The 14,854-nt window shown below is 68.6% G+C and carries 13 protein-coding genes; all 13 read right to left on the bottom strand.

The window, feature by feature from the left end; translation table 11 throughout:
- Positions 1-7 precede the first annotated feature (7 nt).
- Genes nuoN through ACWCSU_RS14435 form a run of 13 tightly spaced genes read right to left on the bottom strand, consistent with a single transcriptional unit; the run spans position 8 to position 14,853 of the window.
- On the bottom strand, positions 8-1,597 hold the full coding sequence (nuoN, locus tag ACWCSU_RS14495; RefSeq protein ID WP_357692384.1) for an NADH-quinone oxidoreductase subunit NuoN: 1,590 nt from the start codon (positions 1,595-1,597) through the stop codon (positions 8-10).
- Positions 1,594-3,153, bottom strand: a complete 1,560-nt coding sequence (locus ACWCSU_RS14490) for an NADH-quinone oxidoreductase subunit M (protein ID WP_357692386.1) — start codon at positions 3,151-3,153, stop codon at positions 1,594-1,596. The genes nuoN and ACWCSU_RS14490 overlap by 4 nt, the downstream gene beginning before the upstream one ends.
- On the bottom strand, positions 3,153-5,066 hold the full coding sequence (gene nuoL, locus ACWCSU_RS14485) for an NADH-quinone oxidoreductase subunit L (protein WP_449935315.1): 1,914 nt from the start codon (positions 5,064-5,066) through the stop codon (positions 3,153-3,155). Before nuoL ends, ACWCSU_RS14490 begins: the two co-directional genes overlap by 1 nt.
- A 12-nt stretch (positions 5,067-5,078) precedes the next feature.
- Positions 5,079-5,375: an NADH-quinone oxidoreductase subunit NuoK gene (gene nuoK / locus ACWCSU_RS14480; protein WP_125643825.1), complete on the bottom strand. Its 297-nt coding sequence runs from the start codon at positions 5,373-5,375 to the stop codon at positions 5,079-5,081.
- Entirely contained in the window at positions 5,372-6,154 is a 783-nt protein-coding gene (locus ACWCSU_RS14475) for an NADH-quinone oxidoreductase subunit J (protein WP_357692390.1), read from the bottom strand. The genes nuoK and ACWCSU_RS14475 overlap by 4 nt, the downstream gene beginning before the upstream one ends.
- A complete protein-coding gene (nuoI, locus tag ACWCSU_RS14470; RefSeq protein ID WP_189646988.1) occupies positions 6,147-6,662 on the bottom strand; it encodes an NADH-quinone oxidoreductase subunit NuoI in 516 nt (171 codons plus the stop codon). The genes ACWCSU_RS14475 and nuoI overlap by 8 nt, the downstream gene beginning before the upstream one ends.
- A complete protein-coding gene (gene nuoH, locus ACWCSU_RS14465) occupies positions 6,649-7,953 on the bottom strand; it encodes an NADH-quinone oxidoreductase subunit NuoH (protein ID WP_352322507.1) in 1,305 nt (434 codons plus the stop codon). The genes nuoI and nuoH overlap by 14 nt, the downstream gene beginning before the upstream one ends.
- Positions 7,950-10,337 carry an NADH-quinone oxidoreductase subunit G gene (locus tag ACWCSU_RS14460; RefSeq protein WP_449935313.1) on the bottom strand — a complete coding sequence of 796 codons (2,388 nt, stop codon included), beginning with the start codon at positions 10,335-10,337 and terminating at the stop codon, positions 7,950-7,952. Before ACWCSU_RS14460 ends, nuoH begins: the two co-directional genes overlap by 4 nt.
- Complete coding sequence (gene nuoF, locus ACWCSU_RS14455) at positions 10,334-11,626, bottom strand: NADH-quinone oxidoreductase subunit NuoF (RefSeq protein WP_357692395.1); 1,293 nt, start codon at positions 11,624-11,626, stop codon at positions 10,334-10,336. The genes ACWCSU_RS14460 and nuoF overlap by 4 nt, the downstream gene beginning before the upstream one ends.
- Positions 11,623-12,279, bottom strand: coding sequence for an NADH-quinone oxidoreductase subunit NuoE (nuoE, locus tag ACWCSU_RS14450; RefSeq protein WP_357692398.1), 657 nt, complete (start codon positions 12,277-12,279; stop codon positions 11,623-11,625). Before nuoE ends, nuoF begins: the two co-directional genes overlap by 4 nt.
- Positions 12,276-13,601, bottom strand: coding sequence for an NADH-quinone oxidoreductase subunit D (locus tag ACWCSU_RS14445; RefSeq protein ID WP_357966348.1), 1,326 nt, complete (start codon positions 13,599-13,601; stop codon positions 12,276-12,278). The genes nuoE and ACWCSU_RS14445 overlap by 4 nt, the downstream gene beginning before the upstream one ends.
- Entirely contained in the window at positions 13,598-14,305 is a 708-nt protein-coding gene (locus ACWCSU_RS14440; RefSeq protein ID WP_397036447.1) for an NADH-quinone oxidoreductase subunit C, read from the bottom strand. The genes ACWCSU_RS14445 and ACWCSU_RS14440 overlap by 4 nt, the downstream gene beginning before the upstream one ends.
- Positions 14,302-14,853 (bottom strand): NuoB/complex I 20 kDa subunit family protein, encoded by a 552-nt coding sequence (locus ACWCSU_RS14435; RefSeq protein WP_352322512.1) that lies wholly within the window; start codon positions 14,851-14,853, stop codon positions 14,302-14,304. Before ACWCSU_RS14435 ends, ACWCSU_RS14440 begins: the two co-directional genes overlap by 4 nt.
- Position 14,854 lies beyond the last annotated feature (1 nt).

Raw genomic sequence — 14,854 nt, 5'->3', positions numbered from 1 at the left:
ATCCCCTTTATCTAATGAACAGAGCCGAAGCGGCGTCGTTGGCGACACCGAGGAGGGACTCCGGGTAGAGCCCCACTCCTACGGTAACCAGCAGGGAAACGGCGATGACGGCCACGGTCCCCATACTGGGCACCGCGATCGCCGGGCCGTCGGCCGCGGGCTCGCTGAAGAACATCAGCACGATGACGCGGACGTAGAAGAACGCGGCGATGGCCGAGGCCACCACGCCCACCACGACCAGACCGGCCATCCAGCCGCCCATGGAGTCGCCGGGCTGCGTGCCGCTGTTGAGGGCGGCCGCGAACACGGCGTACTTGCCGAAGAAGCCGCTGGTCAGCGGGATTCCGGCGAAGGCGAGCAGGAAGAAGGCGAACACCCCGGCGAGCATCGGCGAACGCTTGCCGAGCCCGGCCCAGCGCGACAGGTGGTTCGCCTCGCCTCCGGGATCGCGCACCAGCGTGACCACCGCGAACGCGCCGACCGTGGTGATGCCGTAGACGGCCAGGTAGAACAGGATCGACTTGAGCGACTGGGCGTTCTGCCCGGCCGAGCCGAACGTCGCCATCACACCGACGAGCAGGAAGCCCGCGTGCGCGATGGAGGAGTAGGCCAGCATGCGCTTGATGTCGGTCTGCGTGATCGCCAGGATCGAGCCGACGATCATCGTCAGGGCCGCGACGGCCCAGATGACCGGCCGCCAGTTCCAGTCGAGGTTGCCCAGACCGACCCAGAACACCCGCAGCAGTGCGCCGACGGCCGCGACGAGCGTGCCGGACGCCATGAGCGCGGTGATGGGGGTCGGGGCGCCCTGGTAGACGTCGGGCTTCCACGCCTGGAAGGGCGCGGCGCCGATCTTGAACAGCAGGCCGACGCCGAGCAGCGCGAGCCCGGCCATGAGCAGCGGGTCGAGCAGCGCGCCCTTGGACAGGGCGGCGTTGATCCCGGGCAGCGAGACGGTGCCCGCGTAGCCGTAGATCATGGCGGTGCCGTACAGGAAGAACGCCGACGAGAACGCGCCGAGCAGGAAGTACTTCATCGACGCCTCCTGCGACAGCAGGCGGCGCCGGCGGGCCAGGCCGCACAGCAGGTACAGCGGGAGCGACATGACCTCAAGGGCCACGAACATCGTGAGCAGGTCGTGCGAGGCGGGGAAGAGCAGCATGCCGCCGACCGCGAACAGCACCAGCGGGTAGACCTCGGTCTGCCCGGCGCCGTTGTCGGCCGCCTCGGCCTCCTCCTCGTCCGCGCTGCCCGGCACGGCCGCCGCCGAGGCCACGAAGTGGCCCTCGTCGTTGATCAGCAGCACCGACACGAACGACAGGACGATGATCACGCCCCAGATGAACAGCGCGGGACCGTCCACCGCGACCGCGCCCATGGCGGCGGCCTGCGTCGGCACGCCGCGCATGACCTGCAGGATGACCAGGGCGAACGCGCCGATCAGGCTGAGCAGCGTGAGCGGGACGTGGATGGACTTGCGCAGGTAGCGCGGCGCGAACGCCTCGACGAGCACGCCGATGCAGGCCGCACCGAAGATGATCAGCAACGGCGCCAGCGTGCCGTACTCGATCGTCGGCGCTTGGATGACGTCGTTCACTGACCTGTCCCCTTCTCAGCGATGGTGGCAGTGGGTACGTGCACGTTGGTCAGCGTCTGCTGGACCGACGGGTTGATCACGTCGAGCAGCGGCTTGGGGAAGAAGCCGAACCCGATGATCAGCGCGACCAGCGGCGCCAGCACCCAGATCTCGCGGGCGTTGAGGTCCTTGAACGCCTTGACCGGCTCGGCGGTCGGGCCGTTCAGCGTCCGCTGGACCATCCACAGGATGTAGACGGCGGCCAGGACGACGGCCACCGCGGAGATGATCGCGGCCACCGTCAGCGCGCCGGAGCCGTGCGCCTCGCTGGAGTACGTGCCGATCATCACCATGAACTCGCTGACGAAGGACGAGAGCCCGGGCAGCGAGAGACCGGCCAGACCGGCGACCAGGAAGAAGCCCGCGAGCACCGGGGCGACCTTCTGGACGCCGCCGTAGTCGGCGATGAACGGCGAGCCGCGCCGGGCGATGAGGAACCCGGCCGCCAGGAACAGCGCGCCCGTGGCGAAGCCGTGGTTGACCATGTAGAGGGCCGCGCCGGACTGGGCGACCGACGACATGGCGAACACGCCGAGCACGATGAAGCCGAAGTGCGAGATCGACGTGTAGGCGATGAGCCGCTTCATGTCGGTCTGGCCGATGGCCACGATCGCGCCGTAGATGATGCTGATGACCGCCAGGACGACGATCGGCATCGTGAACGCCTTGGCCGCGTCGGGGAACAGCTCCAGGCAGAAGCGGAGCATGCCGAACGTGCCGACCTTGTCGAGCACGCCCACGAGCAGCACGGCCGCGCCGGCCGGGGCCTGGGCGGCCGCGTCGGGCAGCCAGGTGTGCACCGGCCACAGCGGCGCCTTGATGGCGAAGGCGATGAAGAAGCCGCCGAACAGCCACTTCTGCGTCGTCGGGTCCTTGATGGCGCCGACGAGCGGCTCGAACATGAACGTGCCCTTGTTGGCCAGCACGTACAGGCCGATGACCGCGACCAGCATGAGCAGGCCGCCGAACAGCGAGTACAGCAGGAACTTGACGGCCGCGTAGGACCGCTGGGCGCCGCCGTACGACCCGATCATGAAGTACATCGGGATCAGCATGGCTTCGAAGAACACGTAGAAGAGGAAGACGTCGGTCGCCGCGAAGACGCCGATCATCATCGTCTCAAGGACGAGCAGCAGCGAGAAGTACGTCTTGACCGACCGCTTGGGCGTGATCAGCGTGCCGTCCGAGGTCCGGACGCCGTCGGCGTCGTGCCAGGAGGCCAGCACGACGATCGGCACCAGCACGACCGACAGGGCGATCAGCACCAGCGCGACGCCGTCGACGCCGACCCCGAACTTCACGCCGAAGCTCGGGATCCAGTCGTACTCCGCCTTGAACTGGAAGCGCTCGCCACCGGGCTTGAACCCGGCGGCCATGACGCCCGTCAGCACCATCGTCAGCAGCGAGACCGCCAGCGTGACCTGCTTGGCCAGCTTGTCGCCGCCCTTGGGAAGCAGGGCCACCACGATGGCGCCCACAACGGGCACCGCCATGAGTATCGGGAGCCAGGGTGACATCAGATGTTCCCAACGAGGAGCAGGGCGCCGGTCAGCAGGGCGGCACCGATCAGGATGGACAGCGCGTACGTTCGCGCGAAGCCCGTCTGGAGCCTGCGCAGGCGACCCGAGCTCCCGCCGATGCCTGCCGCCAGACCGTTGACCAGCCCGTCGACGCCGCGGTTGTCGAAGAACACCGCGATGCGGGTCAGCCACTGGCCGGGACGCATGAACAGGGACTCGTTGAGGGCGTCGCCGTACAGGTCACGGCGGGCGAACGTGGTGAGGAAGGAGCCGCGCGGCTGCACCGCCGGCACCGCTGCCCGGCCGTACTTCATCCAGGCGAAGACCACACCGACGGCGACGAGCGCGAGGGTGGCCAGACCGGGCGTGCTGGCGAACTGGAAGGCCGGCGCCTCTGCCTCGCCGCCCACGGCGGGCCGCAGGAAGTTGTAGAGCGTACCGCCCAGCACCAGGTACGCGCCCAGACCGAGCGCGCCGAGCGACAGGATCATCAGCGGAACCGTCATGACGAGCGGCGACTCGTGCGGGTGGGCGTCCTCCGCCCAGCGCTTCTCGCCGAAGAAGGTCATGAAGACCATCCGCGACATGTAGAAGCCCGTGATGCCCGCGCCGAGGACGGCCAGCCAGCCCAGGATCGGCTGGTGGTGGACCGCGGTCTCGATGATGCCGTCCTTGGTGAAGTAGCCGGACAGCAGCGGGAACCCGATGATCGCCAGGTAGCCGATGAAGAACGTGACGAACGTGATCGGCATGAACTTGCGCAGGCCGCCGTACTTCCTCATGTTCACCTCGTCGTTCATGCCGTGCATGACCGATCCGGCGCCGAGGAACATGTCGGCCTTGAAGAAGCCGTGCGTGATGAGGTGGCCGATGGCGAAGGCGTAGCCCGCGGGGCCGAGGCCCGCGCCGAGCATCATGTAGCCGATCTGCGACATCGTCGAGCCGGCCAGGCCCTTCTTGATGTCGTCCTTCGCACAACCGATGATCGCACCGGCGAGCAGCGTGGCCGCGCCGACGATGGAGACGGCGAGCGCCGCGCCCGAGCCCTCGGGGAAGAAGAACGCGCCCGAGCGGACCACCAGGTAGACGCCGGCGGTGACCATGGTCGCCGCGTGGATCAGGGCCGACACGGGCGTCGGGCCCTCCATGGCGTCGAGGAGCCAGGACTGCAGCGGGAGCTGGGCCGACTTGCCGCAGGCGCCGAGGAGCAGCAGCAGGCCGATGGCCAGCATGGTGCCGTCGGAGGCGGCGCCGGAGCCGATCTTCGCGCCCAGGTCCTTGAAGGCCAGGGTGCCGAACGACGTCCAGATGATGAACATGCCGACCAGCAGGCCGAAGTCACCGACGCGGTTGACGACGAACGCCTTCTTCGCCGCGACCGCGGCCGACGGCTTGAACTGCCAGAACCCGATCAGCAGGTACGAGGCCAGGCCCACGCCCTCCCAGCCGATGAACAGGCCCACGTAGTTGTCGGCCAGCACCAGCAGGAGCATCGCGGCGACGAACAGGTTCAGGTACGCGAAGAACCTGCGCCGGTGCTCGTCGTGCGACATGTAGCCGATGGAGTAGATGTGGATCAGCGATCCGACACCCGTGATGAGCAGCGCGAAGCTGATCGACAGCGGGTCGATGAGCAGGCCCATGTCGACCATGTGCGGGATGAACTCGTAGAGGTGCACCGCCCGGCGGCGCTCCTCCTCCCCGAACCCGATCAGCTCGAAGAAGGCCAGCACCGCCACCACGAACGAGGCCAGCGACATGACCGTGCCGAGCAGATGGCCCCAGCGGTTGGTGAACTTGTTGAACACCAGCAGGATGAACGCCCCCACGAGCGGAAGGGCGATCATCAGCCAGGCGTTCCCGATCACACCGCCGACGTGAGGGGTGATCTGAGCGATTTCAGATTGCATCAGTCACCTCTCTTAGTACTTCAGCAGGTTGACGTCGTCGACGGACGCGGACCTGCGGGTTCGGAAGATCGTCACGATGATGGCCAGGCCGACGACGACCTCGGCCGCGGCCACCACCATCACGAAGAACGCGATGATCTGGCCCTCCAGGTTGCCGTTCTGCCTGGCGAAGGTGACGAACGCGAGGTTGCAGGCGTTGAGCATGAGCTCGACGCACATGAACACCACGATCGCGTTGCGCCTGATCAGCACGCCGAGCGCGCCGATCGCGAACAGCACACCCGACAGGATCAGGTAGTGGGTCGTCACTTGGTCACCTCGTTGGTCGTCTCCTCGGCGTCATCCTCGGCCGTGTGCTGGATGGCCTCGGCGAGCTTCGGGTCCTCGGGGAGGTGGCCGTGCTCGACGTCGTAGCGGGCGATGTAGCGGTTGACCGACGACGGCGCGACCGAACCGTCGGGCAGCAGCGCCGGCATGTCGATGGCGTTGCTCCTGGCGTACGTGCCGGGGCCGGGCAGGGCCGAGGGGTTGTCGCTCAGGAACCTGGCGCGCGAGAGGTCCTTCTGCGTGACCTTCTCGGTGAGCTTCTCCCGGTGCGCCAGGACCATCGCGCCCAGGGCGGCGGTGATCAGCAGGGCCGAGGTGACCTCGAACGCGAAGACGTACTTGGTGAACAGCAGCAGCGCGATCGAGCGGACGTAGCCGCCCTGCGCCGTGGCCTGCGCGAGGCCCGCCTCACCGGAGAAGATCGCGTTGCCCACCGCCAGGATGATCAGGACGGCGAAGCCGAGGGCCGCGAGGGCGCCCCAGAAGCGCTGACCCTTCAGCGTCTCCACGAAGGAGTCGGAGGAGTCGACGCCCACCAGCATGAGCACGAACAGGAACAGCATCATGATGGCGCCGGTGTAGACGATGATCTGCACCGCGGCGAGGAAGGGCGCGTCCTGGACGGCGTAGAGCACCGCGAGGCAGAGCATCACGGTGCCCAGCATCAGCGCTGAGTAGACGGCCTTCCTGTTGAAGACCATGCCGAGCGCCGCGCCGACGGATACGACGGCGAGAACCCAGAATGTGATGGTCTCACCCATTGGTTCGTCCCAGCCGGTAGTAGTCCTCTTCGGTCTCACCGAGCCGCATGGGGTGGGGCGGCTGCTCCATGCCCTGCGTCAGCGGCGCGAGGAGCATCTCCTTGGTGAAGATGAGGCTCTCGCGGCTGCTGTCGGCGAGCTCGTACTCGTTGGTCATGGTGAGCGCGCGGGTCGGGCAGGCCTCGATGCACAGGCCGCACAGGATGCACCGCAGATAGTTGATCTGGTACGTGCGCCCGTAACGCTCACCCGGCGAGAAGCGCTCCTCGTCGGTGTTGTCCGCGCCCTCGACGTAGATCGCGTCCGCCGGACACGCCCACGCGCACAGCTCGCACCCGACGCACTTCTCCAGCCCGTCCGGCCAGCGGTTGAGCTGGTGACGACCATGGAAGCGAGGAGCCGTCGGCTTCTTGACCTCCGGGTAGTTGGTCGTGACGGGCTTCTTGAACATCGTGTGGAAGGTGACCCCGAAGCCCTTGACGGGGTTCAGCCAATCAGTTAGTCCCACTGGGAATCTCCTTGTGCTGCACCCCGTGGTAGTGCGGCAGATCGAGCGGCGGCACAGGGAAGCCGCCGGCCGTCGGCTCGTCGGACAGTTGCTCGAACTCGGCCTCCACCTCGGCCTTGCGCGCCTCCTTGCGCCGCTGGTTGACGGTGTCGAACCGCATCCAGATGGCCAGCGCGCCGACCACGATGACCGCGCCGATCACGATGCCGACCGTCTTGTTGCCCTCGTTGACGACCACGTTGCGAGCCGCGGCGACGAGCAGGATCCAGGCCAGGTTCACCGGGATCAGCACCTTCCAGCCCAGGGACATGAGCTGGTCGTAGCGCACGCGCGGCAGCGAGGCACGCACCCACACGATGAAGCTGAAGGTCAGCACGAACTTGATGAAGAACCACAGCACCGGCCACCAGCCCGTGTTGGCGCCGTCCCACAGGGAGATCGGCCACGGGGCCCGCCAGCCGCCCAGGAACAGGGTGACCGCGATGCCCGAGGCGGTGAAGGTGTGCAGGTACTCGCCCATCATGATGAGGGCGAACTTCAGGGACGAGGAGTACTCGGTCTGGAAGCCGCCGACCAGCTCGCCCTCGCCCTCGGGCAGGTCGAACGGGATGCGGGCGGCCTCGCCGAACATGCAGATCACGTAGATCACGAACGACGGGATCAGCAGGAAGACGAACCAGCCCTGCTCGCCCTGCGCCTTGACGATCTCGGAGGTGGACAGCGTCCCGGCGAACAGGAAGATGGCCACGAACGACAGGCCCATCGCGATCTCGTACGAGACCACCTGCGCCGCCGACCGCAGACCGCCCAGCAGCGCGTACGGCGAGCGCGACGACCAACCGGCCAGCACCACGCCGTAGACCGAGATGGCGCCCATGGCCAGCATGAACAGCACCGCCACCGGCAGGTCGACGAGCTGCAGCGGCGTCTGCACGCCGAACAGGTTGACCATCGGCGCGAACGGCACGATCGAGAAGGCCAGGAACGCCGGCACGACCATGATCACGGGGGCCAGCAGGTAGAGCACCTTGTCCACGGTCCGCGGGAAGATGTCCTCCTTCAGACCCATCTTGATGCCGTCGGCCACCGACTGGAGCAGACCGAACTTGCCGGCCCGGTTGGGGCCGTAGCGGTGCTGCATCCGCGAGATCAGCTTGCGCTCGTACCAGACGCCGAACAGGATGCCCAGCATCAGGAAGGCGAACAGCATCACGGCCTTGATGATGGTGATCCACAGCGGGTCCTTGCCGAAGTCGGCAAGGGTGGGATCGGCCGCGAGAACGTGGGTCATGATGCGCTCCCGATGGTGACGATGTCGCCGGCCAGCGCGCGCAGGTCGCGCGTGACCGAGCAGCCGCCGGAGTTCGCCGGCACCCAGACCACCCGGTCGGGCAGGTCGGCGACGCGGACCGGCAGCGTGACCGCGTTGGGGCCGGGGCCGCCGACGACGAGCTTGTCGCCGTCGATGACGCCGATCTCGGCCGCCGTGGCCGCCGACACCAGCGCCTCGGTGGCGCGGGCGGTGCCGGCCAGGTACGGCTCGCCGTCCTGGAGCCTGCCCTCGTCGAGCAGCAGGTGCCAGGTCGCCAGCAGCGCCTCACCGGCCGCCGGGGCGGCCTGGGCGCGGGTGGCGGTGCTCGGCGCGGCGACGCGGGCCCCGCGCCAGGCGCCGAGGCTGCCCAGCTCGCGGCGGACGGCCTTGGCGTCCGGCAGGCCGAGGTGCACGTCCATGCGGTCGGCGAGGTTGCCGATGACGGCCAGGTCGCTCTGGATGCCGGGCACGCGCAGCGGCGCCTCGAACGAGCGGCCCCTGCCCTCCCAGTTGACGAACGTGCCGCCCTTCTCCTGCACGGCCGCGACCGGCAGCACCACGTCGGCGCGGTCGGTGACGGCGCTGGCCCGGATCTCCAGGCTGACGATGAACGGCGTGTTCTCCAGCGCCTCCAGCGCGGCGGCGGGGTCGGCCAGGTCGTGCGGGTCGACGCCGGCCACGACCAGCGCGTCGATCTCACCGGTACGGGCGGCGGCGATGATGCCGTCGGTGTCACGGCCGGGGACGGCGGGCAGCGAGCCCACGTTCCAGACCCTGGCGACCTCGGCCCTGGCGCCCTCGTCGTCCACCGGACGGCCGATCGGCAGCAGGTTCGGCAGCGCGCCGGCTTCGAGCGCGCCGCGCTCACCGGCCCTGCGCGGCACCCAGGCCACCCGGACGCCGGAGCCGGCGCCGAGGCGGACCAGGGCGGACAGCGCGCCCGGCACGGTGGCCAGCCGCTCGCCGGCGAGCACGATCGTGCCCTCGGCCAGCGTGCCGACCAGCTCGCCGATCGCGTCGGCCTCGGCCCCTGGGGCGGTGGCGATGAGCGTGCCGCCCATCTTGGCCAGCCCGGCGGAGGCGAACGGCGCGATGGCGGTGACCTTCAGGCCCTTCTTCTGCCACGCCTTGCGCAGGCGCAGGAAGACGATCGGCGACTCCTCCTCGGGCTCGAACCCGACGAGCAGCACGGCCGGGGCCTTCTCAAGGTCGGTGTAGCTGATCTCGATGCCCTTGCCGGCGACCGCGTGCGCCAGGAACTGCGCCTCCTCGGCGGAGTGCGGGCGGGCGCGGAAGTCGATGTCGTTGCTGCCCAGGGCGACCCGGGCGAACTTGCTGTAGGCGTAGGCGTCCTCGACCGTGACCCGGCCGCCGACCAGCACGCCGGCCCTGCCGCGGGCGGCGGCCAGACCCTCGGCGGCGACCGCCAGCGCCTCCGGCCACGAGGCGGGCACGAGCACGCCTTCCTCGTTGCGCACCAGAGGCGTCTTGAGCCGGTCGGGCTGGGTGGCGTAGGAGAAGGCCCAGCGGCCCTTGTCGCAGTTCCACTCCTCGTTCACCTGCGGGTCGTTGCCCGCCAGGCGGCGGGTGACGCGGCCGCGCCGGTGGTCGGTGCGCAGGGAGCAGCCCGACGCGCAGTGCTCGCACGCGCTCGGCGTGGACACCAGGTCGAACGGACGCGCCCGGAACCGGTAGGCCGCGCCGGTGAGCGCGCCGACCGGGCAGATCTGCACCGTGTTGCCGGAGAAGTAGGAGTTGAACGGCTTGCCGTCGGCGACCCGCACCTGCTCCTTGGCGCCACGCTCGAAGAACTCGATGAGCGGGTCGCCGGCGATCTGGTCGGAGAAGCGGATGCACCGGGCGCACTGGACGCAGCGCTCACGGTCGAGCAGCACCTGCGTGGACAGCGGCAGCGGCTTGGGGAACGTGCGCTTCTGCTCCTGGAACCGCGACTCGCCCTGGCCGTTCGACATGGCCTGGTTCTGCAGGGGGCACTCGCCGCCCTTGTCGCAGACCGGGCAGTCGAGCGGGTGGTTCATCAGCAGCAGCTCCATGGCCCCGCGCTGCGCCTTCTCGGCGACCGGCGAGGTGAGCTGGGTCTGCACGACCATGCCCTCGGCGACCTCGATCGCACAGGACGGCTGCGGCTTGGGGAAGCCGCGGCCGTTGCCCGCGTCGGGGATGTCCACGAGACACTGGCGGCAGTTGGCCGCCGGGTCGAGCAGCGGGTGGTCGCAGAACCGGGGGATCTGGATGCCCAGCAGCTCGGCGGCCCTGATGATCAGGGTGCCCTTGGGGACACTGACCTGGAACCCGTCGATGGTGAGGGTCACCAGGGTGATTTCTGTTTCTACGACGGTCACTGCTCACCCCAGAGAGTGGACTTCTTCGGGTCGAACGGGCAGCCGCCGATCTCGAAGTGCTTGAGGTACTCCTCGCGGAAGTACTTCACCGAGGAGTGGATCGGGCTGGTCGCGCCGTCGCCGAGGGCGCAGAACGAGCGGCCGAGGATGTTGTCCGCGATGTCGGTGATCGTGGCCAGGTCCTCCTCGGTGCCCTGGCCCTTGTCCAGGCGCTTGAGCACCTGCTTGAGCCAGTACGTGCCCTCGCGGCACGGCGTGCACTTGCCGCAGGACTCGTGGGCGTAGAACTCGGTCCAGCGCAGCACCGTGCGGACCACGCAGGTGGTCTCGTCGAAGATCTGCAGCGCGCGGGTGCCGAGCATCGAGCCCTTGGCGCCGACGGCCTCGAAGTCGAGCGGCACGTCGAGGTGCTCGTCGGTGAAGATCGGCGTGGAGGAGCCGCCCGGGGTCCAGAACTTGAGCTGGTGCCCTTCGCGGATGCCGCCGGCCATGTCGAGCAGCTCGCGCAGCGTGATGCCGAGCGGGGCTTCGTACTGGCCGGGCCTGGTGACGTGGCCGCTGAGGGAGAAGATGCCGAAGCCCTTGGACTTCTCGGTGCCCATCGAGGCGAACCAGTCGGCGCCGTTGCTGATGATCGAGGGAACACTGGCGATCGACTCGACGTTGTTCACGACAGTCGGTGAGGCGTACAGGCCCGCCACGGCCGGGAACGGGGGCTTGAGTCGCGGTTGACCTCTGAAGCCCTCCAGCGAGTCGAGCAGCGCCGTCTCCTCGCCGCAGATGTACGCGCCGGCGCCGCTGTGCACGACGAGTTCCAGGTTGTACCCGGAGCCGAGGATGTCCTCGCCCAGGAAGCCCTTCTCGTACGCCTCGCGCACGGCCGCGTGCAGCCGGCGGATGACGTGCAGCACCTCGCCGCGCACGTAGATGAAGGCGTAGTTGGCCCTGATCGCGAACGCGGTGATGATGACGCCCTCGACCAGCGAGTGCGGGTTGGCCATCATCAGCGGGATGTCCTTGCAGGTGCCCGGCTCCGACTCGTCGGCGTTGACGACGAGGTAGTGGGGCTTGCCGTCACCCTGCGGGATGAATCCCCACTTCATGCCGGTGGGGAAGCCGGCGCCGCCGCGGCCTCGCAGGCCGGAGTCCTTGACCGCCTGGATGACGGCGTCGGGGTCCATGCCCAGCGCCTTCTTGGCCGCCTTGTAGTCACCGCCGTAGCCGTCGAGGGTGAAGGAGTCGGCCTGGTCCCAGTTGGCCGTCAGGACCGGGGTCAGTGTGGTGCTCATGCCTCGGGGGCCTTCCATCCGTTGGCCTTGGCCACCTTCAGGCCCTCCAGCGAGGGGCCGGCGGCCGACGGGCCGTCGCCCGCCTGGTCGTCGGGCAGGCCCGCGAGCACGCGCGAGGCCTCCTTGAAGGTGCAGAGCTTCTTCGGTCCGCGGGTCGGCCGCACGTCCTTGCCGTCACGCAGGTCGTCGACGAGCTGCTTGGCCGAGGCGGGCGTCTGGTTGTCGAAGAACTCCCAGTTGACCATCATGACCGGGGCGAAGTCGCAGGCCGCGTTGCACTCAAGGCGCTCCAGCGAGATCTTGCCGTCGCCGGTGGTCTCCTCGTGGCCGACGCCGACGTGCTCGGACAGCTCGTCCCAGATCTGGTCGCCGCCCATGACGGCGCACAGCGCGTTGATACAGACGCCCACGTGGTAGTCGCCGGCGGGCTTGCGCTTGTACATCGTGTAGAAGGTCGCCACGCCGGTGACCTCGGCCTTGCTCAGGCCGAGCATCTCGGCGCAGAACTCCTTGCCGTCGTCGGAGACGTAGCCGTCGGCCGACTGCACGAGGTGGAGCAGCGGGAGCAGCGCGGACCGCGTCTTGGGGTAGCGGCCGATGATCTCCTTGGCGTCCTGTTCCAGACGCTCCCGGACTTCCGGTGAATAAGTCACCGGTCCACACCTCCCATGACGGGGTCGATAGAAGCCACCGCGGCGATCACGTCGGCGACCTGGCCGCCCTCCGCCATGGCGGGGAAGCCCTGCAGGTTGCAGAAGGAAGGCTCACGGAAGTGCACGCGGTACGGGCGGGTGCCGCCGTCGCTGACGACGTGCGCCCCGAGCTCGCCCTTGGGCGACTCGATGCTCGCGTACGCCTGGCCGGCCGGGACCCGGAAGCCCTCGGTCACCAGCTTGAAGTGGTGGATCAGGGCCTCCATCGAGCTGCCCATGATGTGCGCGATGTGATCGGGCGAGTTGCCGAAGCCGTCGGGGCCGAGCGCGAGCTGCGCGGGCCAGCCGATCTTCTTGTCCTCGATCATCACCGGGTCGCCCTTGAGCGGGCCGGCGATGCGGTCGAGAGCCTGCTCGACGATCTTGAGCGACTCCTCCATCTCCCGCATGCGCACCAGGTAACGCGAGTAGACGTCGCAGCCGCGCTCGGTGGCGACCTCGAACTCGTACGTCTCGTAGCCGGAGTAGGGCTGCGACTTGCGCAGGTCCCAGGGCAGCCCGGCGGCGCGCAGGATGGGACCGGTGATGCCGAGCGCCATGCAGCCGGTCAGGTCGAGGTAGCCGACGTCCTTGGTGCGGCGCACGTAGACGGGGTTCTCGTCGAGCAGCTTGCGGATGTCCTTGATCCGCTTGGGCATTTCCTTGAGGAACTCGCCCACCTTGTCGACCGCGCCCGCGGGCAGGTCGACGCTCACCCCGCCCGGCCTGACGTAGGCGTGGTTCATGCGCAGACCCGTGATGTACTCGAACAGGTCCATGATCATTTCACGGTCGCGGTAGCCGAACAGGAACGGCGTGGTCGCGCCCAGCTCCATGCCGAACGTGCCCATCGCGACCAGGTGCGAGGCGATGCGGTTGAGCTCCATCATCATCACGCGGATGGCCTGCGCCCGCTCGGGCACGCGGTCGGTGATGCCGAGCAGCTTCTCCACACCGAGGCAGTACGCGGTCTCGTTGAAGATCGGCGAGAGGTAGTCCATGCGGGTCACGAACGTGGTCCCTTGGGTCCACGTCCGGTACTCCATGTTCTTCTCGATGCCGGTGTGCAGGTAGCCGATGACGCTGCGCGCCTCGGTGACCGTCTCACCGTCGAGGGTCAGGACCAGGCGGAGCACGCCGTGCGTGGACGGGTGCTGCGGGCCCATGTTGACGACCAGGCGCTCTTCCTCGGTGTCGCGCGCTCCGCCGACGACCTCGTCCCAGTCTCCGCCGGTGACCGAGTAGACCTTGCCCTCTGTCGCCTCGTCATAAGCGGTGCTCATGAGTAAGACCTCCTCTGGTCCGGCGAGGGGATGGTGGCGCCCCGGTACTCGACCGGGATGCCGCCGAGCGGGTAGTCCTTGCGCTGCGGGTGACCGTCCCAGTCGTCCGGCATCATGATCCGGGTGAGCGACGGGTGACCGTCGAAGACGATGCCGAAAAAGTCGTACGTCTCCCGCTCATGCCAGTCATGACCAGGGTAAACGCCCACGGTGGATGGAATGTGCGGGTCGCTGTCCGGTGCGCTCACCTCCAGGCGCACGCGCCTGTTGTGGGTGATCGAGCACAGGTGGTAGACGGCGCGCAGCTCCTCGCCCTTCAGGTGCGGGTAGTGCACCCCGGACACGCCGAGCGACAGCTCGAACCGCAGGGCCGGGTCGTCGCGCAGCTTCTGGCAGACCTCCACCACGCGCTCGCGGCGCACGTGCAGCGTCAGCTCGCCGCGGTCGACCACGACGCGCTCGATGGCGTCGTCGAGGGCGAGGGCGTCGACGAGCTCGTCGAAGTAGCCGCCGTACGGGCGGGGCGTGGAGATCTGCGGCGCCCGGCGGACGACGAGGCCGCCGTAGCCGGAGGTGTCGCCGGAGTCGTGCGCGCCGAACATGCCGTGCCGGGCGACGGGCGCCTCGGGGACGGCCGGGACCGAGGCGGCCTCGGGGGCCTCCCCGCTCTCCGGGCTCCCGGGAAGGTGGTCGGGCGAGGTCACTTTCCGGCCCCCTGGTCGATCAGCGGCAGCGTGCGCAGCGCCCGCAGTTCGAGGTCCTCGATCTGCTTGGCGCGGTGAGCGCCGAACTTCATGTTCTGGATCTTGTCGTGCAGCTTCACGATCGCGTCGATCAGCATCTCCGGCCGCGGCGGGCAGCCGGGCAGGTAGATGTCGACCGGCACGACGTGGTCGACGCCCTGCACGATGGCGTAGTTGTTGAACATGCCGCCGCTGGAGGCGCACACGCCCATGGCGATGACCCACTTGGGCTCGGCCATCTGGTCGTAGATCTGCCGCAGGACGGGCGCCATCTTCTGCGACACGCGCCCGGCGACGATCATGAGGTCGGCCTGGCGGGGAGACGCCGAAGCGCGCTCCATGCCGAAGCGCGCCAGGTCGTAGTGGGGGCCACCGGTGGCCATCAGCTCGATGGCGCAACATGCGAGGCCGAACGTGGCCGGCCACACGGAGCTCTTACGCGCCCATCCGGCGGCCGCTTCGACCGTGCTGAGGATGAACCCGCTGGGGAGTTTCTCTTCAAGTCCCATT

It is taken from the genome of Nonomuraea sp. NPDC001699, assembly GCF_053596455.1.
Note: the sequence above shows the minus strand (reverse complement) of the source record. Positions and strands in the feature narration are given on the sequence as shown.